Annotated in this window: 26 protein-coding genes; 15 read left to right on the top strand and 11 right to left on the bottom strand. The window is 58.7% G+C overall.

Going from position 1 to position 23,441, the window contains the following annotated elements; translation table 11 throughout:
• Window positions 1-222 precede the first annotated feature (222 nt).
• Both I6L35_RS10880 and pepE read left to right on the top strand, forming a co-directional pair.
• A complete protein-coding gene (locus tag I6L35_RS10880) occupies window positions 223-1,584 on the top strand; it encodes an endonuclease/exonuclease/phosphatase family protein (RefSeq protein ID WP_213389643.1) in 1,362 nt (453 codons plus the stop codon).
• A gap of 233 nt (window positions 1,585-1,817) precedes the next feature.
• Window positions 1,818-2,555 carry a dipeptidase PepE gene (gene pepE, locus I6L35_RS10875; protein ID WP_158114144.1) on the top strand — a complete coding sequence of 246 codons (738 nt, stop codon included), beginning with the start codon at window positions 1,818-1,820 and terminating at the stop codon, window positions 2,553-2,555.
• 119 nt (window positions 2,556-2,674) lie between these two features.
• Here pepE and I6L35_RS10870 read toward each other — a convergent pair whose 3' ends face one another.
• From I6L35_RS10870 to dnaB, 3 genes are all read right to left on the bottom strand, one after another.
• A complete protein-coding gene (locus tag I6L35_RS10870) occupies window positions 2,675-3,094 on the bottom strand; it encodes a secondary thiamine-phosphate synthase enzyme YjbQ (protein WP_042052785.1) in 420 nt (139 codons plus the stop codon).
• Window positions 3,094-4,167, bottom strand: coding sequence for an alanine racemase (gene alr, locus I6L35_RS10865; RefSeq protein ID WP_158114146.1), 1,074 nt, complete (start codon window positions 4,165-4,167; stop codon window positions 3,094-3,096). Before alr ends, I6L35_RS10870 begins: the two co-directional genes overlap by 1 nt.
• 199 nt (window positions 4,168-4,366) lie before the next feature.
• On the bottom strand, window positions 4,367-5,761 hold the full coding sequence (gene dnaB, locus I6L35_RS10860) for a replicative DNA helicase (protein ID WP_026035132.1): 1,395 nt from the start codon (window positions 5,759-5,761) through the stop codon (window positions 4,367-4,369).
• 363 nt (window positions 5,762-6,124) lie between these two features.
• Here dnaB and I6L35_RS10855 point away from each other — a divergent pair, with 363 nt between their 5' ends.
• On the top strand, window positions 6,125-6,985 hold the full coding sequence (locus I6L35_RS10855; protein WP_110304330.1) for a Tim44 domain-containing protein: 861 nt from the start codon (window positions 6,125-6,127) through the stop codon (window positions 6,983-6,985).
• A 190-nt stretch (window positions 6,986-7,175) separates the two neighbouring features.
• Here I6L35_RS10855 and ushA read toward each other — a convergent pair whose 3' ends face one another.
• Complete coding sequence (gene ushA, locus I6L35_RS10850) at window positions 7,176-8,900, bottom strand: bifunctional UDP-sugar hydrolase/5'-nucleotidase UshA (protein ID WP_216978131.1); 1,725 nt, start codon at window positions 8,898-8,900, stop codon at window positions 7,176-7,178.
• A 267-nt stretch (window positions 8,901-9,167) separates the two neighbouring features.
• Here ushA and I6L35_RS10845 point away from each other — a divergent pair, with 267 nt between their 5' ends.
• From I6L35_RS10845 to I6L35_RS10835, 3 genes are all read left to right on the top strand, one after another.
• Entirely contained in the window at window positions 9,168-9,512 is a 345-nt protein-coding gene (locus tag I6L35_RS10845) for a DUF2956 domain-containing protein (RefSeq protein ID WP_158114151.1), read from the top strand.
• Window positions 9,513-9,655: 143 nt separating this feature from the next.
• Window positions 9,656-9,991 (top strand): hypothetical protein, encoded by a 336-nt coding sequence (locus I6L35_RS10840; RefSeq protein WP_005358483.1) that lies wholly within the window; start codon window positions 9,656-9,658, stop codon window positions 9,989-9,991.
• A 113-nt stretch (window positions 9,992-10,104) separates the two neighbouring features.
• Entirely contained in the window at window positions 10,105-10,974 is an 870-nt protein-coding gene (locus I6L35_RS10835) for a hypothetical protein (RefSeq protein ID WP_216978130.1), read from the top strand.
• Window positions 10,975-11,028: 54 nt separating this feature from the next.
• Here I6L35_RS10835 and I6L35_RS10830 read toward each other — a convergent pair whose 3' ends face one another.
• Together I6L35_RS10830 and fkpA are read right to left on the bottom strand one after the other, a co-directional pair.
• On the bottom strand, window positions 11,029-12,435 hold the full coding sequence (locus I6L35_RS10830; protein ID WP_216978129.1) for a sigma-54 dependent transcriptional regulator: 1,407 nt from the start codon (window positions 12,433-12,435) through the stop codon (window positions 11,029-11,031).
• Between the two features lie 151 nt (window positions 12,436-12,586).
• The gene (gene fkpA, locus I6L35_RS10825) at window positions 12,587-13,390 is read right to left on the bottom strand and encodes an FKBP-type peptidyl-prolyl cis-trans isomerase (protein WP_005335283.1); all 804 of its coding nucleotides are present in this window, start codon (window positions 13,388-13,390) and stop codon (window positions 12,587-12,589) included.
• Window positions 13,391-13,508: 118 nt separating this feature from the next.
• On the opposite strand from fkpA, the gene I6L35_RS10820 reads away from it, so the two are divergent.
• Both I6L35_RS10820 and I6L35_RS10815 read left to right on the top strand, forming a co-directional pair.
• Window positions 13,509-14,477: a hypothetical protein gene (locus I6L35_RS10820; RefSeq protein WP_216978128.1), complete on the top strand. Its 969-nt coding sequence runs from the start codon at window positions 13,509-13,511 to the stop codon at window positions 14,475-14,477.
• A 14-nt stretch (window positions 14,478-14,491) separates the two neighbouring features.
• Window positions 14,492-14,707: a SlyX family protein gene (locus I6L35_RS10815; protein WP_005335285.1), complete on the top strand. Its 216-nt coding sequence runs from the start codon at window positions 14,492-14,494 to the stop codon at window positions 14,705-14,707.
• A 100-nt stretch (window positions 14,708-14,807) separates the two neighbouring features.
• On the opposite strand, the gene slyD is transcribed toward I6L35_RS10815, so the two are convergent.
• Both slyD and I6L35_RS10805 read right to left on the bottom strand, forming a co-directional pair.
• Entirely contained in the window at window positions 14,808-15,479 is a 672-nt protein-coding gene (gene slyD / locus I6L35_RS10810; protein WP_005348264.1) for a peptidylprolyl isomerase, read from the bottom strand.
• Between the two features lie 143 nt (window positions 15,480-15,622).
• Window positions 15,623-15,826: a YheV family putative zinc ribbon protein gene (locus I6L35_RS10805; protein ID WP_005335287.1), complete on the bottom strand. Its 204-nt coding sequence runs from the start codon at window positions 15,824-15,826 to the stop codon at window positions 15,623-15,625.
• Between the two features lie 39 nt (window positions 15,827-15,865).
• On the opposite strand from I6L35_RS10805, the gene I6L35_RS10800 reads away from it, so the two are divergent.
• The 3 genes from I6L35_RS10800 to I6L35_RS10790 all read left to right on the top strand — a co-directional run bounded on the left by I6L35_RS10800 (window position 15,866) and on the right by I6L35_RS10790 (window position 18,631).
• The gene (locus I6L35_RS10800; protein WP_216978127.1) at window positions 15,866-16,525 is read left to right on the top strand and encodes an AraC family ligand binding domain-containing protein; all 660 of its coding nucleotides are present in this window, start codon (window positions 15,866-15,868) and stop codon (window positions 16,523-16,525) included.
• Between the two features lie 153 nt (window positions 16,526-16,678).
• Entirely contained in the window at window positions 16,679-17,578 is a 900-nt protein-coding gene (locus tag I6L35_RS10795) for a chemotaxis protein (RefSeq protein ID WP_005335289.1), read from the top strand.
• A gap of 66 nt (window positions 17,579-17,644) precedes the next feature.
• Window positions 17,645-18,631 (top strand): hydrolase, encoded by a 987-nt coding sequence (locus I6L35_RS10790; protein ID WP_216978126.1) that lies wholly within the window; start codon window positions 17,645-17,647, stop codon window positions 18,629-18,631.
• Here the strand turns inward: I6L35_RS10790 and I6L35_RS10785 are convergent.
• Window positions 18,610-19,713 (bottom strand): diguanylate cyclase, encoded by a 1,104-nt coding sequence (locus I6L35_RS10785; RefSeq protein ID WP_254204432.1) that lies wholly within the window; start codon window positions 19,711-19,713, stop codon window positions 18,610-18,612. The two genes, I6L35_RS10790 and I6L35_RS10785, sit on opposite strands and share 22 nt — an antisense overlap.
• A gap of 145 nt (window positions 19,714-19,858) precedes the next feature.
• On the opposite strand from I6L35_RS10785, the gene I6L35_RS10780 reads away from it, so the two are divergent.
• Genes I6L35_RS10780 through I6L35_RS10770 form a run of 3 tightly spaced genes read left to right on the top strand, consistent with a single transcriptional unit; the run spans window position 19,859 to window position 21,554 of the window.
• A complete protein-coding gene (locus I6L35_RS10780) occupies window positions 19,859-20,083 on the top strand; it encodes a YheU family protein (RefSeq protein WP_005348275.1) in 225 nt (74 codons plus the stop codon).
• Between the two features lie 52 nt (window positions 20,084-20,135).
• Window positions 20,136-21,005, top strand: a complete 870-nt coding sequence (locus I6L35_RS10775) for a phosphoribulokinase (RefSeq protein ID WP_157162054.1) — start codon at window positions 20,136-20,138, stop codon at window positions 21,003-21,005.
• Between the two features lie 15 nt (window positions 21,006-21,020).
• Window positions 21,021-21,554: a DUF4136 domain-containing protein gene (locus I6L35_RS10770; protein WP_216978124.1), complete on the top strand. Its 534-nt coding sequence runs from the start codon at window positions 21,021-21,023 to the stop codon at window positions 21,552-21,554.
• A 141-nt stretch (window positions 21,555-21,695) separates the two neighbouring features.
• Here I6L35_RS10770 and I6L35_RS10765 read toward each other — a convergent pair whose 3' ends face one another.
• Window positions 21,696-21,992 (bottom strand): MliC family protein, encoded by a 297-nt coding sequence (locus I6L35_RS10765; protein ID WP_043820839.1) that lies wholly within the window; start codon window positions 21,990-21,992, stop codon window positions 21,696-21,698.
• Window positions 21,993-22,089: 97 nt separating this feature from the next.
• Window positions 22,090-22,494 (bottom strand): OsmC family protein, encoded by a 405-nt coding sequence (locus I6L35_RS10760; RefSeq protein WP_216952977.1) that lies wholly within the window; start codon window positions 22,492-22,494, stop codon window positions 22,090-22,092.
• A gap of 300 nt (window positions 22,495-22,794) precedes the next feature.
• Between I6L35_RS10760 and crp the strand changes: the two genes are divergently transcribed.
• The gene (gene crp, locus I6L35_RS10755) at window positions 22,795-23,433 is read left to right on the top strand and encodes a cAMP-activated global transcriptional regulator CRP (protein WP_005335304.1); all 639 of its coding nucleotides are present in this window, start codon (window positions 22,795-22,797) and stop codon (window positions 23,431-23,433) included.
• The last annotated feature ends 8 nt before the right edge of the window (window positions 23,434-23,441 follow it).

Genomic DNA, 23,441 nt, shown 5'->3' with positions numbered 1-23,441 from the left:
GTGCGGCAATGGTTGGCAGCGCGCGCTATTCATCCCGAAAACTGCAGCGTATAAACCGGTTTTTCACACCCCATGTCGCCCTGCTAACATTCATCATCGCCAGATATGTGGTGTGAATATCCTCACACTTTGCTCAGGCAAAACCCCCGCAGCATCACCGTCTACTTATAATGGCGCCGCCTCACAGAAGGCATAACTCATTGATGCTACGGAACAATTACAATGAAAAATATCAACAAAACCCTACTGGCTGCCGCCATCTCCCTCGGGATGCTGGCTGGCTGCAACAGCGACAACGACTCAAAGGCAGCTGATCCCATGGTTCGTTTTGCCACCTTCAACCTCTCTTTTGACCGCACTGCCGCCGGTATGCTGACCGGTGAGCTGGCACTGACCCGCACCGAGCAGGATGCCCTGCTGGCCCGCCTCGCCGAAGGGAGCCTGAGCGGCGCCACGGAAACCAAAGCCAAGAACGTGCAGCAGATCCGCAACGTGGCGGAGATCATCCAGCGAACCCGCCCGGATGTGTTCCTGCTCAACGAGTTCGACAACGACGGCAAAGGCGAGAGCACCGCCGATCTGAAAGCCTTCAACGACAACTATCTGGCCCACGCCCAGCACGCAGAGGTGACGGCCATCAGCTATCCGGTGATGCAGAATTTCGCCACCAACACCGGCCTGATGAGCGGTTATGACCTCAATCTGGATGGCAAGGTCAACAGCGGCCCCGACGATGCCTGGGGCTTTGGCAACTACCACGGCCAGTACGCCTTTGCGGTAATGTCCAAATACCCCATCGACACCAAGCAGATCCGCACCTTCCAGAACTTCAAGTGGAAGGATATGCCGGGCGAGCAGAATCCCATCATCGATGACTGCAACAATCCCAAGGTCAAGATCCCGGCCAGCCGCCAGTGTGGCGATGCCTGGTATTCAGACGCAGCCTGGCAGCAGTACCCGCTCTCCTCCAAGAACCACGCCGATGTGCCGGTACGGATCAAGACCGAGAAGGGTGAAGAGGTGATCCACTTCCTGATCTCCCACCCGACCCCGCCAATCTTTGCCAACGCGGCGCGCCACACCGTCAAACACAACCGCGCCGAGATCGCCTTCTGGAACGACTACGTCAAGGGTCTCAACTACATGACCGATGACAAGGGCACCAAGGGTGGGCTGGCCAAAAATGCCAAGTTCGTTATCGCGGGTGATCTCAACGCCGATCCGCTCACCGGTGACGGTGACCTGACCGCCATTCAGGATTTGCTAAACAACCCGCTGATGAATCAGGCCATCACCAATGGCACCCTGATCCCGGTCAGCGAAGGGGGCCCGGAGTGTGTCAGCAAGGGGACCGACTGCAAACGCAACCTCACTCGCCCCAACCCGGAACGCATCACCAACTCCAGCGTGCTGCAGCTGGATCACGTCATCCCCTCCGCCAACCTCAACGCGGTGAAGAGCGGCGTCTTCTGGCCGGCCAGCTTCGAGGCCGGTTATCACCTGGTCTATGATGCGAAACTCGGCATCGCCAAGGGAGTCAGTTCGGATCACCGCATGGTGTGGGTCGATCTCAAACTCGACTAACCCTGCCATGACCCCGCTGCGGCGGGGTCTTTTATTGGCGAGGGGTGGCGCGTTGACCACGGCTCATTAATCCACCGCTTGGCATGGCATCCCCCATCCATAACAGTTGAATGGGCCTCGCGATCACAGAACCGCCGCGCCAATGGTGGTAGCATGCCTCCTCTTGCCATCCGGCCGCACGGCGGATCCGGTGGCCCTCCCTCCTCCGCTTTCACTTTTTGAGGAACGATTTGATGGAACTGCTTCTGCTTAGCAACGGTAAAGCCAACGAATTTCCGGGTCTGCTCGGCTGGGCCCGCGATCGGGTTCAGAGCCTGCTGGCTCGCAAACAGGTCAAGCGCATTCTGCTCATCCCCTACGCGGTGATCCGCAGCGACTGGGATGCCCGCGCCAACGAGCTGCAGGAGAGTCTGGGAGTCGATGCCATCAGCATCCACCACTTCGATGACCCGGTCGATGCCATCAATCAGGCGGACGCCATCTTTATCAGCGGCGGCAACACCTGGCGCCTCAACCAGATGCTGCATGAAAACAGCCTGATCGTGCCGATCCAGCGTGCCGTGCGCGAGCGGGGTGTCCCCTATGTGGGCTGGAGCGCCGGTTGCAACGTGGCGACCCCGAGCATCCGCACCACCAACGATATGCCGGTTTGCAGCGCCGCCGTGCTGCCCGCGCTGGGCCTGTTCCCGCTGCAGATCAACCCGCACTATCTGGACGCCAGCATCAGCGGCCACATGGGCGAGACCCGCGACGAGCGTCTGGCCGAATTCTGCGCCATCAACCCGAGCGAATATGTGGTGGCTCTGCGCGAAGCGAGCCTGCTGCAAATCACCGGAGAAAACGGCAGCGAGCGTCTGGAGTACTGGAGCGCCCGTGAGCAGGACTTCAAGATCTTCAAACAGGGTCAGGAGCCGCAAGCCTTTATGGACGCCGCCCCGCTGGCCGAGCTGACCCCCTTCAAGGTCGGCTGAGCCACGCAGAGCACCGCGCCACTGGCAGGCGGATAGCTCGCGAAACCGTTAAAACAAAAGAGGGATGGCTCAATGCCATCCCTCTTTTTATCGTCATCTTTCGGCTGGTTGCAGCCTGATTACTCACCCTGCAGGGTCACCAACACCTTGCGGGCACCGCCATCGATGCGATGCTCGCCAAGCCAGATCCCCTGCCAGGTGCCGAGCGCCAACTGACCATCGCGGATCGGCAGTTGCAGGCTCACCCCGAGCAGGGAGGATTTGATGTGGGCGGGCATGTCATCCGGCCCCTCATAGGTGTGGCGATAGTAAGGGGCATCTTCCGGCGCCAGCCGATGCAGATGGGCCTCCATATCGCTGCGCACACTCGGATCGCAATTCTCGTTGAGGGTGAGCGAGGCGGAGGTGTGTTGCAGCAGCAGGTGCGCCATGCCAATCCGGTAATCCGCCAGCATCGGCAGCTTGGCCACCAGCTCGTCCGTCACCAGATGAAAGCCCCGCGAACGGGGCTTAAGAGTCAGCAGGCACTGCTGCCACATCAGACGTACTCCATAAAGACGCGGGAGGTGAGTTTGGTGATGAGCTCGTAGGGGATGGTGCCAATCTCGTCGGCCACCCGCTCTACCGGCAGCCCCTCGCCCCATAGCACCGCCTCGTCACCGGCCTTGTCGGTTGCGCCCGGCCCCAGATCGACCGTGCTCATATCCATGGAGACACGCCCCACCAGCGGCACGATGCGGCCGTTGACCAGCACGGAAGTGCCGTTGGGGGCCATGCGTGGATAGCCGTCACCGTAGCCGATGGCGATCACGCCAAGGCGAGTATCGCGATCTGACACCCAGTTGGCGCCATAGCCCACCGGCTCGCCCGCCTTGTGATCCCGCACCGCAATCAGCTGGGTCTTCAAGGTCATCACCGGCTGCAGGTCGTAATCGGCCGCCACCGTGTTGGGGAAGGGCGACACGCCATAGAGGATGACGCCGGGGCGCACCCAGTCGCAGTGGGAGTCCGGCCAGGCCAGAATGCCCGCCGAGTTGGCCATGGCACGCTCGCCCGCCAGCGGTGCCGTGAGACGGCTGAAGAGGTCAATCTGCTCGCGGGTAGTGGGCTGCTCCAGCTCATCGGATCGGCTGAAGTGAGTCATGATGTTGAACGGCTGCACCACGTTCTTGCACTTGCCGAGTCGTTCGATAAAGGCGGGCATCTCGTCGGCACGCACCCCGAGGCGGTGCATGCCGGTGTCGAGCTTGAGCCAGGCCACCACGGGCGCTGGCAGCTCGACCTGCTCCAGCGCTTCGAGCTGCTCCCAGGTGTGAACCGCCGTCTGCAGGTTGTTGGCCGCCAGCACCGGCAGATCATCGGCGGAGAAGAAGCCCTCCAGCAGCACGATGGGCTTGACCACGGCGCAGGAGCGTAGCATCAGCGCCTCTTCGATACGGGCCACCGCGTAGGCATCCGCATCCACCAGGGTGCGGGCGACCGGCAGCAGTCCGTGGCCATAGGCGTTGGCCTTGACCACAGCGATGATCTTGCAAGCGGGGGCGTGGCGCTTGACCACGGCGAGGTTGTGGCGCAAGGCCGCAGTATTGATTTGGGCAGTAGCCGCTTTCATGGTTTTCCCTTACGAGGGCACAAATGGTCTCCCCCTCATCGGGCCGAAGACCGCCACTCACTTATCGTCGTCGAAGGCCGGACCGGCATAATTGTCGAACCGGGAAAACAGGCTCTGACGGGCTGCTTTGCAGTGAATGGCAAGCGGGTCAGAGCGGTGGTGGCAATCCTGACCACTGGATTGCCATGATTGTTACTTATCAATAATCGTCATCAAACGCCGGACCGGCATAGTTGTCAAACCGGGAGAACTGACCCTGGAAGGTTAGACGCACTCTTCCGATAGGGCCGTTACGCTGCTTGCCGATGATAATCTCGGCAATCCCCTTGTCCGGGCTGTCATCGTGATAAACCTCATCACGATAGATAAACATGATCAAATCCGCATCCTGCTCGATGGAGCCCGATTCACGAAGGTCCGAGTTGACCGGGCGCTTGTCGGCCCGCTGTTCCAGGCTTCGGTTCAGCTGGGAGAGCGCCACCACCGGGCACTGCAGCTCTTTCGCCAGCGCCTTGAGGGAGCGGGATATCTCGCCGATCTCCAGGGTACGGTTATCGGAGAGCGCCGGCACCCGCATCAGCTGCAGGTAATCCACCATGATCATGGATAGGCCACCGTGCTCGCGTGCCACCCGACGGGCACGGGAGCGCACATCGGTCGGAGTGAGGCCGGAGGCGTCATCGATATACATCTTGCCCTTCTCCAGCAGCAATCCCATGGTGGAGGAGAGGCGCGCCCAATCCTCGTCATCGAGCTGACCGGTACGTACCTTGGTCTGATCGATGCGACCGACCGAGGCGAGCATACGCATGATGATCTGCTCGGAGGGCATCTCCAGCGAGAAGATAAGCACCGGCTTGTCGGCCGTGAGGGCCGCATGCTCGCACAGATTCATGGCAAAGGTGGTCTTGCCCATGGAGGGACGGGCCGCCACGATGATCAAGTCCGAACGCTGCAAACCGGCGGTCATCTTGTCGAGATCGTTGTAACCGCTCGATACCCCGGTCACCCCGTTGTGGGGGGTCTTGAACAGCTCTTCAATCTTGTCGACAGTCTGCTCGAGGATCAGCTTCAGGGGCTGAGGCCCCTCGTTGGCGCTGGTGCGCTGCTCGGCAATTTTGAATACCTTGCTCTCGGCCAGGTCGAGCAGATCGCCGGAGGTGCGGCCCTGTGGCTCATAGCCCGCTTCGACTATCTCGTTGGCGACCGAGATCATCTCCCGCACCACCGCCCGCTCGCGCACGATTTCGGCGTAGGCGTTGATGTTGGCGGCACTCGGGGTGTTCTTGGCGATCTCCACCAGATAGGCGAAGCCACCCGCCTCTTCCAACTGTTCGGAGCGTTCCAGCTCCTCCTGCAGGGTGATGAGGTCAATGGGGTTGCCCGCGTTGGAGAGGCGGGTCATGGCCTGGAAGATCAACCGGTGCGGACGGCTGTAGAAATCCTGATCGATCACCCGTTCGGCAACCCGATCCCAGGCATCATTATCCAGCATCAGGCCGCCCAGTACGGACTGTTCGGCCTCAAAAGAGTGGGGAGGAACTTTCAGCTGTTGTGTCTTGGCGTCTTTTTTCGCCGTCACTTGCTCTGCCATACACATAAAAACCGCAGCGGGAAGGGGACGGGAATTTTACAAAAGAAAGCCAACTACGGCGAGCCCTATCTGGCGGCTCATACCATCATAAAGGGCCAAACCAGAGTCTGCTCTACCTTGACCATTTTGATTTTGCTTCGCATTTTGCGCTCCTTGCGACTCAATCTTCTGCTTTTCATCCGGTTTACTCCTCTTGTTTGACGCCGCATCGCGGCTACCTCGTTCATGAATAATTCATGCCAGAGGTGATATTGATGAATACAAGCTGCGACACAATTAGGGACAGGCAGCCTGCCATGCGCCTTGCTGAGCTTGCCAAAGCGGAGCATGCCCCACCCACAGACGAGAGTGAAAAGAGTCAAAATGAAAAAGATGCTGACCCTGTTTGCCGTGATCCTGGCCATTGGCCTGGGGGCACCTCACGCCGAAGCCAAGAAATTTGGCGGCGGCAAATCCTTTGGTAAAAGTTACAAAACTGCGCCGGCCCAGCCTGCGGCCAAACCGGTCGACAACAAGAATCCGACACTGAATGCCCAGACGCCGCCGAAAAAGAGCGGCATGATGGGTGGCCTGCTGGGCGGCCTGCTGGCTGGCGGCCTGTTTGCCTACCTGCTGGGCAGCGGTGCCTTTGAAGGTCTGCAAGGAATGGACTTCCTGCTGATCGCCCTGCTGGCGCTGGGTGCCGTCTTCCTGATCCGTACCCTGCGCAAGGGCAAGGTCGCGACGCCACAGCCACAACAGGCAGCCTATGCGGGCTATCAGCCACCGCAATCCACGGCCCCGCAGCAGTTTGAGCAGAGCAACAGCGCACCGCAAGCCACCGGCTTTGCCGACAGCGATGTGCCGTTCCGCCTGCCGCCAGGCTTTGACATGAACAGCTTCCTGGCCGGTGCCCGCGATCACTATCGCACCCTGCAAGAGGCGTGGAACAAGAACGATCTGGAAAAGGTGCGCGAGTACGTCAGCCCCGAGCTGTTTGAACAGCTCAAAGCCGAGCGCGCCGAACTGACTGGCGACCAGCACACCGAAGTGATGTACGTCGATACCCAGCTGGTACGCGCCGACTACGGCAGCGACTGGGCTCAGGTAAGCGTGCGCTTCAGCGGCCGCTACATGGACCGTCAGGAGCAGGTCGAGGAAGACATTAAAGAGGTGTGGCACCTCGAGCGCGATCTGGCCAAGAACAATGCCCCCTGGCATATCGTCGGTATCGAACAGCTGTAAGGTTTAGATTGTCACTACGCAAGAGGCGGCCCACGGGCTGCCTCTTTTCATTTCATCCCCTCACCTCATACAGGCGATGGCTATCGTCATTGATGATTGAAGAGTTGTAACCGCCACCCAAACAACGACAAAGGGCAGCCACCGGCTGCCCTTTCGGATCACATCTGGGGCTATGCGCCCCGCTGACGAATCAGTTACACCCTTCGGTAGACGTTGAGTTCAGATAGCTCACCTCATTGCCTGGCTGATAATCGGCCACGTTGATGGTCTTCTTGATTTCGATGAACTCTTTCAGCACGGCAGCATCGACCAACCCGGCATTGATGGTATCGATCTTCGGATAGCCGTCACCACCGGAGGCGCTGAAGCTCGGGATCGCGAAGCTGTAGGTTGCTGCCGGATCAAACGCCTTGCCACCGATACTGGTGATATTGACGCTCTTGGCTTGGCAATCCACCGCCATGTTGATACCGCCAAACTGGGCATAACCACCGGTATTGCGGGTCTTGGTTGCCACCTGGCCCAGATAGGTCGCCAGATCACTCCCCTTCATGGCCGCCTTGTTGACCGTGTTGCCAAACGGGTGCACCAGCAGCACGCTGCGGTAGGTGATATCACCGGCCGGGATGCTGTCACGCACACCACCTGAATTGACGATACCAAAGTCGACCCCCAGCTTGCTGCTGGTCGCCGTGGTGATGAGACGACCCAGGTTGGTCTGTTTGTTGCGAACCGAGTTGCGATCACCAACCAGCAAGCCATCTACCGAGCCAATGACGACATTCAGCTCTTGCTGACCTTTCTCCTGATAACCCAGCAGGGTGTTATACAGCTCGGGGTCCTTGGTGATCTCATCCTGGATCAACACCATGTTGGCCGGGTCCTTGGTCACGGCACCGTTGGCATCGATCGCCTCGCCCTTGGCATTGCGCTTGATCAGGTTGACCGGGATCAGGTCATAGCTGGTCAGGGTCAGCTTGCCATTCTGGTAGTCAAACTGGGCGCGGCCCACATACTTGCCCCACTCGTGAGCCTGCATGATCCAGGTACCGTTTTGCTGATCTGGCTGGCAGTTATCACCCGGTTTGAAATTGGCGTACTTGTTGGTGGTGCCCGGTTCCATACAGACCGGATTCTGGGAGTGACCACCAATGATGGCATCCAGAGTCCCTGCCGGCAGCGCACGAGCCATCTCTACATCGCCCGGCGCGTTGCTACCGTGCTGACCATCGGCATAGTGGCCCATGTGGGTGATGGCAAAGACCAGATTGGCCTCCTTGTTGTCACGGATCTGTTTGCCCAGCTTGGCCGCCTCGCTGGTCGGATCGCGGAACTCCAGGGTCTGCACGTTGTTGGGATCCACCAGCTGGGCGGTATCCTCGGTAGTCAGCCCCAGCACGGCGACCTTGAGGCCGCTCTCCAGCTTGAACACCTTGTAGGGGTCAAAGTAGTGTTTACCGCTGGCCTTGTCATAGATGTTGGCCGAGAGCATGGGGAACTGAGCCCACTTACGCTGCTTTTCCAGCACGCTGAGGGGGTTGTCGAATTCATGGTTGCCCACCGCCATCGCATCGTAGCGAATGCTGTTCATGCCGACGAAGTCAGGCTCGGCATCCTGCAGATCGGACTCCGGCACCCCGGTATTCACGTCACCACCGGAGAGCACCAACACCTCGCTGCCAGCAGCCTTGGCCTCGCTACGCAGCTGCTCGACCAGAGTCTTCTGGGCAGCCATACCATACTCATTTTCGGCGTTGTGCCAGAAACGGCCGTGGGTATCGTTGGTGTGCAGGATGGTCAGTTTGCAGACATTTTCGGTGCAGGGTGCAACGGTGTCATTGCTCGAGGTATTACAGCCAGTCAGTGCAGCAAGCACGGCCAGTGCCACGCCGCCTTTGATGAAGTTATTATTCATATCCATATCACCTTGATTGTTTTGTTATTTAATGACCTTATCCAGCCGGTCGGGCGCCAATATAACAAACTACAGATGACCGTTTTTCATCGATGACTCACAAATTCCGTTAATTGTGATCTTCACCCCAACATAGAGCTTCTTATTGATTTCTAGAGTTTTTCGTTGAGATGTCACTCACTTGCAACGCCTTGTTATCAAGGTGGCGCCACGTATACGCCCCTTTATGGCATACTCCCCAGCCAACCATGCCCGAGGAGAGAGTTGATGGCCAAGTACGACAAGATTTCCCCCGAGACCCAGCAGGAGGCGATGAAAATTGCCCGTGCCAACCAGAAGCCGGGGCAGACCAAAGAGCAGACCCAGCTTATTGCGCAAGGGATCCAGAAAGGCATCGACGAATACAAGAAGCAGATGAAGGCGCGGGCCCGCGAAGCAAGCCGCCAGAAAAAATGGCAGGCCAAAGCCAGGCAGCCACAGGGCACGCCCCAAACCGAAGTGCAAGACGATCAGCTTGAACTGGTTGAAGTAAGCCATCAGCATCTCCTTCCCTGGATCTTGCTGGTGTTGAGCTGGCTGGGATTTGCAGCAGCCTGGTTCTGGTCGCACTAAGACGCGCTAGCAAACCTTTATCCGGGATCCTCTTCACAGCCTGGGCCCGGGCTGCTGGTGATTACCTGCGAAGAGTGGTTAAATCCCGCGCCTCTTGCACCGGACAACCGGTTTTTTGACGATCAGTTTTCAGGAAAGATGTTATGAACCCCGCTCCGCTCTATCTGCTGGCCCCTTTTGTTCTGTTCCTTGTGACCATGCTGCTCTATCGCATTTCGCCGCTGCGGGCGGTCGCCGCCGGTGGGGTACGCTGGTTTATCCTGCCGGCCTTCACCCTGTTTATTTTGCTGATCATCATCAATGGAGCCGCCGATCCCGCCCTGCGCGATCCGGCATTCCACTGGTTGATGCCGGGCCTTGGCTTTGCCCTGAGCCTGTTTCCGGCCCTGCCCAAGGCGCTGGTGCCACGGCTCGCCATCAAGGAGGGGGCCTTTGCCGCCCTCGGTCTGATGCTGATGAGCCTGGCCATGGTCTACTGACCAACTGGCCACAGCCGTTAACATGACTCAAGGGGCGCTCTGTGACGGGCGCCCCTTGTACAAATAATGGCCGGCAGGCATCTTGGTGACAGGATAACCAGCAAGGAGGCCAGATGGACAATCCGCCCGATTTCATGGCGCTGTGGGATTATCAGGATCCCGCCGCCAGCGCCCTGCGTTTTCATACCCTTCTTCCCGAAGCGCGCGCCGCCGCCGACCTGCAACTCGAACTGGAGTTGCTGACCCAAATTGCCCGTACCCATTCGCTGCAGCGCCAATTTGCCGAAGCCCACCAGCAACTCGACGAGATAGAGCCTCGCCTCACCGATCAAACCCCCAGAGCACGGATCCGGGCCCTGCTGGAGCGAGGCCGCACCTTTAACTCGGCGGGCGACAAAGCCAGTGCCAAACCGCTGTTTGAACAAGCTTGGCAATGGGGGCTCAAGGAGAAGGAGACCTATCTTGCTATCGACGCCGCCCACATGATCGCCATCGCCGCACCGCTGGAAGAGCAGAGCCGCTGGCATCAACTGGCGATGGAGCTGGCGGAACGCAGCAGTGACGAGAAGGTGCGCGGCTGGCTGGCCCCCCTTTACAACAATCAGGGCTGGACCCTGTTCGAACTGGGCCGCTTCGAGGAGGCGAAAATCCAGCAACAGAAGTGCCTGGCCTGGCATCTGCAACATAACCAGCCGGCCAAGGCGTTTATCGCCCGCTGGAGTCTGGCTCGCCTGACCCGGGCCCAGGGTCAGCACCAGCAGGCGCTGGCAGAGCTGCACCAGCTCAAGGCCGATATGGCCGAGGCTGGCGAACCTGAGGATGGTTATCTGTTCGAGGAGCTGGGGGAGAATGCCTTGGTGCTGGACGATCCGCTGGCCGCGGAATACTTCTCCCGCGCCTGGTTTCTGCTGTCACAGGACCGCTGGTTCAGCGCCAACGAGGGGGAGCGGCTGACCCGCCTCAAGCGCCTCGCCAAACTCTGATCCCCAAAATAGCAAGGGCGGCACGCTAGCCGCCCTTTCTGCTGGCAAGATGGTTCAGGCCCGATTGGACTCTTCCCACCCCTGCTTTTTACGGTAAATGGTGGAGGGGCTGATCTCGAGCAGGGCCGCCGCTTTGGGAATGTTGCCGTCACAGCTGGCGATGGCCTGTTCGATCACCTCTTTCTCCACCAGCCAGAGCGGACGAATTGGCCCGTTGGCCACGCCGGTGGCGGCCGGAGCCGATGCCACCGCTGCCGCAATCGCAGCCGGCAGTTGGGGGCGAACCCCATTGAGCGGTGGCGGCAGAATATCCGGGCTCACCAGCTCCTTGTCGTTGAGCACCACGATATTGCGCACCACGTTTTGCAGCTCGCGTACGTTGCCAGGCCAAGGGTAGTCGAGCAGCACTCGCGCCGCCTCGACATCGAAATCCTTGAAGCGTTTGTTCTCCTCCTTGGCGTAGCTCTGCAGCAGGGTACGCGCCAGCAGCAGGATATCCTCGCCCCGCTCCCGCAGCGGCGGCAGGGTGAGGGGAATGACGTGGAGCCGATAGTAGAGATCCTCGCGAAAACGGCCCGCTTTTACCTCGACCAGCGGATCCCGGTTGGTGGCGCAGATAAAGCGGACATCCACCGTCTCGAGCTTGCCACTGCCGACTCGCTGCACTGTGCCGGTCTGAATAAAGCGCAGCAACTTACTCTGCAGCTCCAGGTCCATCTCGCAGATCTCGTCGAGAAACAGGGTACCGCCATCAGCCAGACTGGCTGCCCCCTTGCGATCCCCCTGGGCGCCAGTAAAAGAGCCCTTCACATGACCGAAGATCTCGCTCTCCATCAAATCGTGGGGAATGGCGGCGCAGTTGAGGGCAATAAAGGGCTGCTCGCTGCGGGGACTGCACTGGTGAATCGCCTCGGCACACACCTCTTTGCCGGTGCCGCTCTCGCCAGTGATAAAGACGGTCGCCTTGCTGGGCGCCGCGCTCTCGATGATGCGATAGACCGCCTGCATCGCCATGGAGGCACCGATAAAACCGAAGAAGGAGCAGCGCTCGAAGTTCTCCCGATAGTGGGCAACCAGCGAGCTCAACTGCTGGTGTTTCAAGGCATTGCGGACGGTGGCGCAGAGCCGCTTGCTGTCAAACGGCTTGGTCAGAAAATCGAAGGCACCGAGGCGCATCGCCTCCACCGCCACATCCACCGAGCCGTGGGCGGTGATCACCACCACCGAGCAGGGCAATTGCTGTTCGGTGATCATTTGCAGAATATCCATACCGGACATATCCGGCAGCTCCAGATCCAGCAGCACCACGGGGGGAGGACTTGCCAGCAACTGCGCCAACGCTTGTTGACCACAGTCGGCCAGCACCACCTCATACCCCTCCTGGCGCAGGTACTGTTCATAGACCACCGCCAGACTACGGGTATCTTCCACCAGTAGGACACGCGATTTATTTTCAGCCACTGGACTCATCCTTGTATTTGATTCTGCGATCTATTTTGCCTTATTTTCGCGCGCAAACCCAACGCCAAGACAACTCTGTTATCCCGCGATTGCAGGGAATACACAAGTAAAAACGGCTCCTTAAGGAGCCGTTTTTAACTACAAGAAGGGATTACTTCTTGGCGTCATCAGCAGTCGGCTTCTCGATAGCCAGCAGCTCAACGTCAAACACCAGCACGGCGTTCGCCGGGATGGAGCCTGCACCGTGCTCGCCATAGGCCAGCTTGGACGGCAGGAAGAACTTGAACTTGGAGCCAACCGGCATCAGCTGTACGCCTTCAGTCCAACCCGGGATAACCTGGTTGAGCGGGAAGGTAGCCGGCTCGCCGCGATCGACGGAGCTGTCGAACTTGGTGCCGTCGGTCAGGGTACCGGTGTAGTGCACCTTGACGATGTCGGTAGATTTCGGCTTGGCACCAGTGCCCATCTTCTCGACCACGTATTGCAGGCCGGATTCAGTGCTCTTCACACCCTCTTTCTTGGCGTTTGCAGCCAGGAACTCTTCACCCTTCTTCAGATTCTCAACGGCGTCTTTCTCGGCCTTGGCCTTGGTCAGCTCGTTGATCTTGGCATCGTAATCCTGCAGTACCTTCTGGATCTCTTCATCAGTCATCTTGGCTTCTTTGCCCAGACCGTCGGTCACCCCTTTCAGGATCACGGCGTTGTCCAGTTTGATGCCCAGTTCCTGCTGACGCTCCAGGGTATTGGCGATGTAACGACCCATGGAGAGGCCAATTGCGTAGCCAGATTGCTCTTCAAAGCTCTTGGCTTCGGCCTTGGTCGCCTCTGCCGGCTTGCTGGCTTCTGCCTTCACTTCGGCGGTATTGGCCGCAGCAGGCTTCTCGTCTTTTTGGCAAGCAGTCAGACCGACGGCAACCGCCGCCGCCAACAGGGACACCTTCAGAAATTTGTTCATCAGTTTCTCCAAACTCCAAATACCGCTCTCGGTTCCATCGTGAAATGAGAGGTTTATCGTGATAAGCGCCTTATACTAACGCCGTGATCGCAGGTAACAAAAGCGTGAGACCGCAAAAATGATAAAAAGTGCCATTTATCTGGTGAGCCTCTGTTTAATGCTCACCGGTTGCGAGCAGAGCTCCCAACCCAACCAGCAAATGACCCTCGCCAGCACGGGTCTGCTGACCGCAGATCTCTCCAGTGATGGCAAGCAGGCCATCGTCTCCAGCATCAGCCAGGGCATCATCGTCTGGGATCTGGAACATAACCGTCAACGCTGGCGCTGGAAGCAATCCGACTCGGCGGAAGATCTGGTATTCATTACCCGCTTTTCCGAAGGCAACAGCCATGCCGTCACCGCCACCCCAGACACCTTTGCTACCTGGCGGCTGAACGACGGGCAATCACAAGGCTACTACTCACTTCCTGAATCCAGGCTGAGGGATATCGCGCTCTCTGCCGACGGTCGTTATGTGCTGATAGGTCGGGAAGATGGCAAGGCCGAGTGGCTCGATACCCGAAGCGGTCGTCGCCTGCAGTTTCTCGGGCACACAGAACAGGTCAATACGGTGGATCTCTCCGCCAACGGTCGCTACGCCCTGACCGGCGGCAACGACTACAGCGCCTATCTGTGGGATACCCGTAGCGGGCAGGTGATCTGGCGGTTCAACCATGGTGGCCGGGTGATCATGGCCAGACTGGAGCCGAGCGGCCGCTACGCCTTCACCGCCGACAGCAGCCGGGCCAGCATCTGGGATCTGAAAACCGGCAAAGAGGTGAGTCAGCTGCAATATGATCACCGCTTCGAGGTCTACACCAGCGCCCGCTTTGCCAACGATGGCAAGTGGCTCATCACCGGCGCCCCTTCCCGTCAGCTCTCCCTGTGGCAAGTGAGCGATGGTGCCCTGCTGCAGAGCTGGCGCGTCTCGCCGCAACCCAAGGTGAAACCGCCCAGCGCAGTGGTCTACGGCGTCGCTTTGCGCGACAATAGCCACCTTGTCAGTGCCAGCTCCAGTGGTCTGGCCGAAATCTGGACAATCAAGTAAGGACCCGAAGGCCCATGAGTCAGCAACTTAACGATCGCATCGAAACCCTGGAAACCCGTCTCGCCTATGCGGAGTACACCATAGAGCAGCTCAACGACGAGGTAACCACCCAGGGCCGTGAACTCGATCGGCTCAAATACCAGATCCAGCTGCTGATCGACAAACTGCAAAGCGTACAGCCCAGCCAGATTGCCAGCATGGCCGAAGAGACCCCGCCGCCGCACTACTGATCCGGCACTATCTCTGGTCAGGCAACATGGCTTGGCACAGCTGTCAGCTAATAAAAAACCCGCGATAATCGCGGGTTTTTTATCATCGGCGTGGCCGTGATCAGTGGTGATGGCCCTTGCCACCACAACCGCCGCCACCGCAGCAGCCGCCGTGACCATGGTCATCACCGTGGTCGTGGCCATGATCGTGACCGTGGCCAGCACCGCCGCAGCAACCGCCCTGGCCGTGATCCTCATCATGGTCGTGACCATGACCGCCACAGCAGCCGCCGTGATCGTGGTCATGACCGTGATCGTGACCGCAACCACCGGCACCGTGAACGTGGCCGTGAGCCAGCTCTTCGGCAGTGGCGGCACGCACGTCCTTGATCTCGACCTTGAAGCCCAGAGTCACGCCAGCCAGCGGATGGTTGCCATCCACCTTGACGAACTCTTCGGACACTTCAACCACGGTCACAGGACGGTGACCATCGTCGGTTTCAGCCACAAAAGTATCCCCTTCGGAGACTTCCATGCCGTCGAACAGCTCGCCCGGTACTTCTTGTACCAGTGTCTCGTCATATTCGCCGTAGGCCTGGCTCGGTGCCAGAGTCACTTCGAAGGCTTCACCTACCGCGCGACCTTCCAGCTCGGCTTCCAGGCCTGAGACCAGGTAACGGGTGCCGTGCAGATAGACCAGCGGCTCTTTGCCGACAGTGCTGTCGATGACTTCACCGTGCTCGTCGGTGACTGTGTATTCCAGCGTAACCACGCTCAGAGGAGCTACTTTCATGTCAGGATCCTGCGGATAGAAAAAAACGGGCTCAGAATACCCTAAAAAGCGGGCCGCGCATATGCCGTGCGGCGCCACTGAGTGACGAAAAAAACGGCAACAGCGTCAGTAGGGAGACCCGCATTCTACCCGCCGTTCCCTTATCAGGGGCGAAACACCCCGATCACCTCTTCCGCCTCGCGAGTCTGCTTGTCGACCTCGGCAGGCGTTTGTACCTGGGTATCGCCACAGGCGACACAGGTCACCTTCTCGACTCCATGCTCCAGATACAGCATCATGTTGTCCAACTTGCCGCACGCCGGGCAGACTGCACCGGCAATGAAGCGTTTTTTACGTCTGGTTTCCATATTTGTTACCTCCAGGCAGCATCATATCAGGGTTTTTACATGCATCACGTCATCGAGTATCACCATTTTTCCTGCCAGGGCCTGCACGCCGGCAACCGCAAACGAACTCCGGTCGGGCAGCTGTTGCGGATCACCCGGGGCGCCGCGCTGCTGAGACTGGGCCAACATGAGCTGTTGCTGCCGGCAGGCAGCAGCTTCTGGCTCTGCGCCGATGCCCTCGCGGCCTTCAGCCCCCTCAGCGGTTGCGAGTACGATCAGCTGAATGTCTCTTTGCGCGTGGCTCAGCCGCAGCAGGCTGGCTGGCTGCAGACCACCCCGCTGCTCGATGCCCTGCTCGACTCGCTGGCCCGGTGGCAACGTCCGAAAGAGTGGCAAGGCGCCTACGGTCAGCGACTGCAGGTGATCCTGGATGAGCTGCAACAGTGTGCCATCAGCCAGCAGGGTCACGGTGAGCTGCAAGCCTGCTGGCAAGCGCTGGCCAATGGCCAACCGGAGTCTCTGCAACTGTGGGCACAACAAGCCGATGCGCCGGTGGAAGGGAGTGAATTGCAACAACAGTGGCAACTGCTGCAGGCGCTCAGATTGCTCAAGGGCGGCAGCAAACCCGCGCAGGTGGCCAGCAAGCTGGGTTATGCCGATGAAGCCGCATTGCAAGCTGCCTGCCAGCAGTGGGGCGCTGGCGAGGATGGCGATCAATAACCGGACGCCGATGTGAGTGCGCCAACGAAATTGGCTGAATGAGTCCAGTTTTTTGCCAGATGGTCGTTAACAAGGAAGGGCCATTCCCCCCGTAATCCTTTATGCTAGAGGCCTGAAGTGACTGCCAACGTTTCGACCAACAGGACATCTGCCATGACGAGCAAAGCCAATCAATCACAGGGCATGTTGCTGTTTCACCTTTCAGCCAAACAATCCTTTGCCATCGGTACCCTCAAGGTGAAGGAGATAGTGCCCTACACCCAGCTGACGGCAATGCCCCACTCGCACCCGACCGTGTTGGGAGCTGCCAATATGCGCGGCTCCACCATTCCGGTGATCGACATGGCGATGGCGGTGGGCTATCGCCCCATCAGCAAGGAGGAGATGCCCCACTGCTTCATCATCATTACCGACTGCCGCCGTACCCTGGTGGGCTTTCTGGTACGGGGCATCGACAAGATCACCGAGTGCAACTGGCGCGATATCGAATCGCCCCCCGCCTCACTCGGCCACAATGTGTTCGTAACCGGCGTGACCCGGGTCAATGACCAGCTGATCCAGCTGCTGGATGTGGAGCTGATCCTCTCCCGGGTCTATCCGGACGATCCGAGCCACCTCTATCCGGTGCTGACCGATGTGCAGCGGGAGCGGATCAAGCCGATGCGGATCCTGCTGGTCGATGACTCCTCGGTCGCTCGCCGTCAGCTGATGGCTGCCCTCGACTACATCAATATCCCTTATGAGGTCTGCACCAATGGCAAGGATGCACTGACCCTGATGCAGACGCGGGCAAGCCAGAAGACCCCGATCGACATTCTGGTGAGCGATATCGAGATGCCGGGGCTCGATGGCTACGAGCTGGCCTTCGAGGTGCAGAGCGACAGCAAACTGGCGGGGGCCTACATCATCCTGCACACCTCCCTCTCCAGCGAGATCAGCGTGGAGCGGGCCCATCAGGTGGGTGCTCATGAGGCGCTGACCAAGTTCGAAGCCAATGAGCTGATCCAGGCCATGCTGCGCGGTGCCGAACATCACGATCGCCTGCTGAAATAAGCCAATGACTGGCGGGAGGAACACACCTCCCGTCCTCCTTATCTTCGACACTGACCGGCTGACCCCATGCTGACCGAGAGCCACTTCCACGCCCCCTGGTGGGCACGCAATCCTCATCTGCAGACCATATTGCCAAAATGGCTGCGCCGCCCCCCTGCCCGTTTTGTGGCGGAGCGGTTTGAACTGCAGGATGGGGACTTTGTCGACCTCGCCTGGAGCGGGGAGGTCAGCCTTGATGAACGACCGCTGGTAGTGGTGTTTCACGGGCTGGAGGGGAGCATTCACTCCCACTATGCCAAGGGATTGTTCGCCCATCTGCTGCAAGAGGGCAGAGAGGCCGTGCTGATGCACTTTCGCGGTTGCAGCGGCGAGCCCAATCGCCACCTGCAGGCCTATCACTCCGGCGCCATCGGTGATGCGCAGGAGCTGATTGCCGAGCTGAGCCAGCGTTTTCCGGGCAAACCGCTGATCGCCATCGGCTTTTCACTGGGTGGCAATATGCTGGTCAATCTACTGGCGCGGGCCTGTCCTGCGGCATTGAAAGCGGCGGTGGTGGTCTCGGCCCCGCTGCAACTGGCGAGCTGCGCCGAGCGGGTCAATCAGGGCTTCTCGAAGGTCTATCAGAACTATCTGCTACGCACCATGCGCCGCAATCTGCTCAACAAAATCAGCCAGCAGCAGAAAGCGAGTGAACGCTGGCAACCTCGGCAAGTGGAGCAGATTGCCACCCTGCGTGATTTTGACGAGCTGGTCACCGCGCCACTGCACGGCTTTCACAGTGCAACCCACTACTACCAGAGCTGCTCCGGCCTTCCCCTGCTGCGCCAGATCGCGATCCCGACCCTGATCATCCACGCCGCCGACGACCCTTTTATGTCACACGCCGTCATTCCACGGCCGGAGCAACTCTCGCCCACGGTGCGCTATGAGCTGAGCCAGCGCGGCGGCCATGTCGGCTTTCTGCACGGCACGCCCTGGCGGCCACGGTTTTGGCTGGATGAGCGGATCAGCCGCTGGATTGCCGAACAGAGTCACTCTGCAACACAGAACTGATTGCGTCCGAACTCCTTGGCCCGATAGAGCGCCTGATCGGCCCGCTCCAGTAGCTGCTCGCCACTCTCCCCGTTTCCCAGTGCTGCGATCCCCTGACTGATGGTCACCCGATCGGCGACGTCGGATGCCAGATGCTCAAGCTGCACTTCAGCCAGCCCATCCTGCAACCGCTGCGCTACCTTAGCTGCGCCCTGACTATCGGCATCGGGTAGCAGCAACACAAACTCCTCACCGCCGTAACGGGCAGCCAGCTCCGCCTCACTGCGCACCACACGCATCATCAACTGCGCCACTTCCCGCAGGCAGACATCTCCCGCCTGATGGCCATAGTGATCGTTAAAGCGCTTGAAGTAGTCCACATCAATGAGGATAAGGGCAAGCGGAGTGCTGCTCGACTGACTATGGGCTATGCAACGTTCGAGTTCCTGACTGAAGTGGCGCCGGTTGGCAAGACCGGTCAGTGGATCCTGCTTGGCCAGTGCATCGAGGCGCCGCAACAGAGCCAGATTGTCATGCTCGCGAATTACGGCCAACTCAAACCAGCGATGCAGCATCCGGCGGCCAACCTCCAGCGCCATGATGGTACATACCACTTCAAGCAGATAAAGCTGGGGAAAATCCACCTCCAGCCACCACAAGCGCGCAACGCCAAATAGCAACGGTACACTGAGATAGGCATACAGCACGCGTCGGTCGGGATAGAACGCGATCAGCGCGGCCAGTAAATTGAGGCGCATGATCCCGTTGGCATAGCTTGCACCTCCCCGCAGCTCAACTTCACCAATGGTGAAGATATGTAGCGTCCAGACGCCCCCCCAGACCAACATTACGACCAGTGCGCACCATAGCCAGACTCGATCCTGCATATGGTTGCAGAGCAGGGCTGCAACCGGCAGTAGCAGTAGCACTACCATGACAAAACCCAACTCACTCTGAAAACGCCATGGTAGAGCACCATCACTGGCCAGGCCCGCCTGACTGTAGACCTGGTAGCGTATCGCAAGAAACAGCACCACCAGCCAGTTCAACAGCCAGAACCAGACCATGCCGCGACTGATAGCCTGCCGGCGAGCAAGATCCATGTGAGCCGACATCGTTGAGGGGGCCCGGCGTTGCTCTTCAGACAACATGTCTCACACTCCACGAAACGCGTAAAAAGAGGTTGCACTCATTTTATTGCGCACAACAATAGCTGACAGTTATACCCTTTTGCATCGAGATCCCTTCATGATAATCCCCTGGCAAGCATTGGATGCCGATACCCTGACCAACCTGATCGAGCACTTTGTGCTGCAGGAAGGCACCGAATATGGCGAACATGATGTGCCGCTTGAGGCTAAGGTCGCTATGGTAAGGACTCAATTACAGCAAGGCATCGCCGTGATCGTCTATAGCGAGTTGCATGAATCGGTCAATATTGTGCCGCGTGATCGTTTCAACGAGCCGTCTTGACCATCTCGGGTTCACGCCCGTATAACGAAACTCCCAAGGAAGAGAGCATTCTATGTCGGCCAAGCATCCCATTATCGCCGTCACCGGGTCGTCCGGTGCCGGTACGTCTACCTCCACCATTGCCTTTAGATCTATGTTCCACCAGCTGGGTTATCAGGCGGCCGTGGTAGAAGGTGACAGTTTTCACCGCTATACCCGCCCCGAGATGGATGTGGCAATCCGCAAGGCGCGTGAACAAGGACGCCACATCAGCTATTTTGGCCCCGAGGCCAATGACTTCGGCTTGCTGGAGAGCTTTTTTCAGGGCTATGGCCAGGATGGCACCGGCCAGTATCGCCGCTATCTGCACAGCTTTGACGAGGCGGTCCCCTTCAACCAGATGCCCGGCACCTTCACCCCCTGGCAGCATCTGCCGAGCGACACTGACCTGCTGTTTTATGAAGGGCTGCACGGTGGTGTGGTCACTGAGGATCACAACGTAGCCCGCCACGTGGACTTTCTCATCGGCGTGGTGCCCATCGTCAACCTGGAGTGGATCCAGAAGCTGATCCGCGATACCTCGGAGCGCGGCCACTCCCGTGAGGCCGTAACCGACTCCATAGTCCGCTCCATGGATGATTACATCAACTTCATCACCCCGCAGTTCTCGCGCACCCATATCAACTTCCAACGGGTGCCGACAGTGGACACCTCCAATCCCTTCAGTGCCAAGGTGATCCCGAGTCTGGACGAGAGTATGCTGGTGATCCGGTTTCGCGGCATAAAACAGGTCGATTTTCCCTATCTGTTGTCGATGATCGACGGCTCATTCATGTCACGAATGAATACCATCGTCGTGCCGGGTGGCAAGATGGGGTTTGCCATGGAGTTGATCCTTAAGCCACTCATCCAGCAACTACTTGAAACCGGCAAGATCACTTAAGCCAAGGAGTTCACAATGCGGTTAGCGTTTATCTCTGTGGTATTGGCCGCCCTGCTTGGCGGCTGCAGCAGCGGGCCGACGGCCCCCACGCTGGAGTCCGGCACCATGCTGGTTCGCCCGATGGGCAACTGGACCTATGGTGCAACCCCGCGCTACGCCCTGGCCGAGCAGTATCAATTTGCCGGTGAGTTGGCGGAAGGGTGGCTTGAGCCAATGCAGCAGGCGGTAAGCCGGGAGCTCAATGGCAAGGGGTGGCAGAGTGCACCGCTCGACGAGGCAGATCTGTGGGTCGCCATCGGCGTCGCGGGCGGCAAGGATATGAGTGACGGCGAGATTTTCGCGCGCCTTGGCATGACACCCGGGGTATATGCCTCGGCCAACCAGCGCAAAGGGTCGCTGGCCATCGTGCTGCTCGATCGTAAAACCCAGAAAGCGGTCTGGAGCAGCATCATCCAGCTGACCAGCGATGTGAGCATTGCAGACAGCCAGCGTCAGGCACTCAGCCAGCAGCTCGCGGCCGAGCTACTCAATCGCGTCCCCACCAACTAGCGCTTGTTTAGTGATAACAGATGGATAGAAAAACGGCTTGCCTCCCGGCAAGCCGTTTTTTGTGGTCACAACCTCCTGACCCAATCAGGCCTAGGCCAGACTCGGGCACAAAGCCGCACACCTTCAGCTATCTGTGGTCACTTATTTAAGCGTACAGGTCAGCAGCGTCACCCCTTTCTGGGTGAGGAGAGCTTGTTTCTCCTGATTCCAGAAAGTGGTGACGCTGTCGGAATATTTGGCGCCAGACTCTGACTCCACACGCGCCAGCTTGTGATAAACCCCGGCATAGGGGAACTGCACCATGTCGGCCTGGGCATCATAGGTAACGGCCAGCATCTCTTCGCCACACTGGTATTGGCTGTATTGATACTGGGTAGGTTGCGGGCTGCTGCACGCCGCCAGACCCAACAGGGGAAGCAGAGCGATCAATTTTTTCATTGCACTTTCCTTATGTGATGGCCTTATGTAATGGCCTTGTGCAGAGGCCTCATGTGACGGCCTTATGCCAGGGTACCAACGAAACAATCGTCAGTTATCAAGCTTCAACAATTTGATAACTATGGGTAATTTGTACCGCTTTTTCCAACATCAGGGAAACAGAACAGTATTTTTCCATCGACAGATCGACCGCTCTGGCCACCTGTTTCTCTGCCAATCCCTTGCCTGTCACCACGAAGTGCAGATTAATCTTCTCGAAAACCCGGGGCACGCTATCAACCCGTTCGCCACTGACCTCGACATGACAAGCGGTCACCGACTGGCGCGCTTTTTCTAGGATGGAGACCACATCAATGGAGCTGCAGCCACCGACCGCCAGCAGGATCATCTCCATCGGGCTGGCCCCCTCACCGGGGTTGGCACCATCCAGGATCACCTTGTGACCGGATTCACTCTCACCCACAAACTTCATCCCTTCCACCCAGCTGACCTTGGCTTTCATCTCGCACTCTCTCCTGTTAATCGTGATGATGGATCCCTAGCATAACCCAGTCGCTTATCTCTGCCGAACAGGGGGAGTTGGGATGGAAATAGATCAAAATCAACATCTCCGACCTCTATCTTCCCTAGAATGGCCGAAGCGGCGCAGCAGGCATTACTCAAAGGGCTCTGTCAAAAGCCCGCAAAGCCTTGTCAGCACAGGCAAAGGCTCTTATCCTACTGCGACCAATACAAGGAATGGCAAGATTGGCAGCTTGCCCGGACGCACAAGTCCATAAAAAGACACTACAGAGGAATTCTCATGGTCATTGGCAAACCGCAAAGCGATCCCACCCTGGAATGGTTCTTGTCGCACTGCCACATTCATAAGTATCCCGCCAAGAGCACCCTGATCCATGCGGGTGAAAAAGCGGAGACCCTCTACTACATCGTCAAGGGCACTGTGGCCGTCTTGATCAAGGACGATGAGGGCAAAGAGATGATCCTCTCCTATCTGAACCAGGGCGATTTCCTGGGCGAGATGGGGATGTTCGAGGAGAACGAGAATCCCGAGCGCTCCGCCTGGGTTCGCGCCAAAGGCTCTTGCGAAGTGGCAGAGATCTCCTACAAGAAGTTCCGCCAGCTGATCCAGGTCAACCCGGACATTCTGATGCGTCTCTCTGGCCAGATGGCCAAGCGCCTGCAACACACCAGCCAGAAAGTGGGTAACCTCGCCTTCCTAGATGTGACTGGCCGGATCGCCCAGACCCTGCTCAACCTGGCCAAACAGCCGGATGCCATGACCCACCCGGATGGCATGCAGATCAAGATCACCCGTCAAGAGATCGGCCAGATCGTCGGCTGCTCCCGTGAAACCGTGGGCCGCATCCTGAAGATGCTGGAAGAGCAGGAGCTCATCTCTGCTCACGGCAAGACCATTGTGGTATTTGGCACTCGCTGATGACCCGT

The sequence above is a fragment of the Aeromonas sp. FDAARGOS 1405 genome (assembly GCF_019048265.1).
GTDB lineage: Bacteria > Pseudomonadota > Gammaproteobacteria > Enterobacterales > Aeromonadaceae > Aeromonas > Aeromonas veronii_A.
Note: the sequence above shows the minus strand (reverse complement) of the source record. Positions and strands in the feature narration are given on the sequence as shown.

What these genes read in the sequence shown, in the direction of transcription:
- I6L35_RS10880 (WP_213389643.1), top strand. Translation starts at nt 223, where the DNA reads ATGAAAAATATCAACAAAACCCTACTGGCTGCCGCCATCTCCCTCGGG.
- pepE (WP_158114144.1), top strand. Translation starts at nt 1,818, where the DNA reads ATGGAACTGCTTCTGCTTAGCAACGGTAAAGCCAACGAATTTCCGGGT.
- I6L35_RS10870 (WP_042052785.1), bottom strand. Translation starts at nt 3,094, where the DNA reads ATGTGGCAGCAGTGCCTGCTGACTCTTAAGCCCCGTTCGCGGGGCTTT.
- alr (WP_158114146.1), bottom strand. Translation starts at nt 4,167, where the DNA reads ATGAAAGCGGCTACTGCCCAAATCAATACTGCGGCCTTGCGCCACAAC.
- dnaB (WP_026035132.1), bottom strand. Translation starts at nt 5,761, where the DNA reads ATGGCAGAGCAAGTGACGGCGAAAAAAGACGCCAAGACACAACAGCTG.
- I6L35_RS10855 (WP_110304330.1), top strand. Translation starts at nt 6,125, where the DNA reads ATGAAAAAGATGCTGACCCTGTTTGCCGTGATCCTGGCCATTGGCCTG.
- ushA (WP_216978131.1), bottom strand. Translation starts at nt 8,900, where the DNA reads ATGAATAATAACTTCATCAAAGGCGGCGTGGCACTGGCCGTGCTTGCT.
- I6L35_RS10845 (WP_158114151.1), top strand. Translation starts at nt 9,168, where the DNA reads ATGGCCAAGTACGACAAGATTTCCCCCGAGACCCAGCAGGAGGCGATG.
- I6L35_RS10840 (WP_005358483.1), top strand. Translation starts at nt 9,656, where the DNA reads ATGAACCCCGCTCCGCTCTATCTGCTGGCCCCTTTTGTTCTGTTCCTT.
- I6L35_RS10835 (WP_216978130.1), top strand. Translation starts at nt 10,105, where the DNA reads ATGGACAATCCGCCCGATTTCATGGCGCTGTGGGATTATCAGGATCCC.
- fkpA (WP_005335283.1), bottom strand. Translation starts at nt 13,390, where the DNA reads ATGAACAAATTTCTGAAGGTGTCCCTGTTGGCGGCGGCGGTTGCCGTC.
- I6L35_RS10820 (WP_216978128.1), top strand. Translation starts at nt 13,509, where the DNA reads ATGATAAAAAGTGCCATTTATCTGGTGAGCCTCTGTTTAATGCTCACC.
- I6L35_RS10815 (WP_005335285.1), top strand. Translation starts at nt 14,492, where the DNA reads ATGAGTCAGCAACTTAACGATCGCATCGAAACCCTGGAAACCCGTCTC.
- slyD (WP_005348264.1), bottom strand. Translation starts at nt 15,479, where the DNA reads ATGAAAGTAGCTCCTCTGAGCGTGGTTACGCTGGAATACACAGTCACC.
- I6L35_RS10805 (WP_005335287.1), bottom strand. Translation starts at nt 15,826, where the DNA reads ATGGAAACCAGACGTAAAAAACGCTTCATTGCCGGTGCAGTCTGCCCG.
- I6L35_RS10800 (WP_216978127.1), top strand. Translation starts at nt 15,866, where the DNA reads ATGCATCACGTCATCGAGTATCACCATTTTTCCTGCCAGGGCCTGCAC.
- I6L35_RS10795 (WP_005335289.1), top strand. Translation starts at nt 16,679, where the DNA reads ATGACGAGCAAAGCCAATCAATCACAGGGCATGTTGCTGTTTCACCTT.
- I6L35_RS10790 (WP_216978126.1), top strand. Translation starts at nt 17,645, where the DNA reads ATGCTGACCGAGAGCCACTTCCACGCCCCCTGGTGGGCACGCAATCCT.
- I6L35_RS10785 (WP_254204432.1), bottom strand. Translation starts at nt 19,713, where the DNA reads ATGGATCTTGCTCGCCGGCAGGCTATCAGTCGCGGCATGGTCTGGTTC.
- I6L35_RS10780 (WP_005348275.1), top strand. Translation starts at nt 19,859, where the DNA reads ATGATAATCCCCTGGCAAGCATTGGATGCCGATACCCTGACCAACCTG.
- I6L35_RS10775 (WP_157162054.1), top strand. Translation starts at nt 20,136, where the DNA reads ATGTCGGCCAAGCATCCCATTATCGCCGTCACCGGGTCGTCCGGTGCC.
- I6L35_RS10770 (WP_216978124.1), top strand. Translation starts at nt 21,021, where the DNA reads ATGCGGTTAGCGTTTATCTCTGTGGTATTGGCCGCCCTGCTTGGCGGC.
- I6L35_RS10765 (WP_043820839.1), bottom strand. Translation starts at nt 21,992, where the DNA reads ATGAAAAAATTGATCGCTCTGCTTCCCCTGTTGGGTCTGGCGGCGTGC.
- I6L35_RS10760 (WP_216952977.1), bottom strand. Translation starts at nt 22,494, where the DNA reads ATGAAAGCCAAGGTCAGCTGGGTGGAAGGGATGAAGTTTGTGGGTGAG.
- crp (WP_005335304.1), top strand. Translation starts at nt 22,795, where the DNA reads ATGGTCATTGGCAAACCGCAAAGCGATCCCACCCTGGAATGGTTCTTG.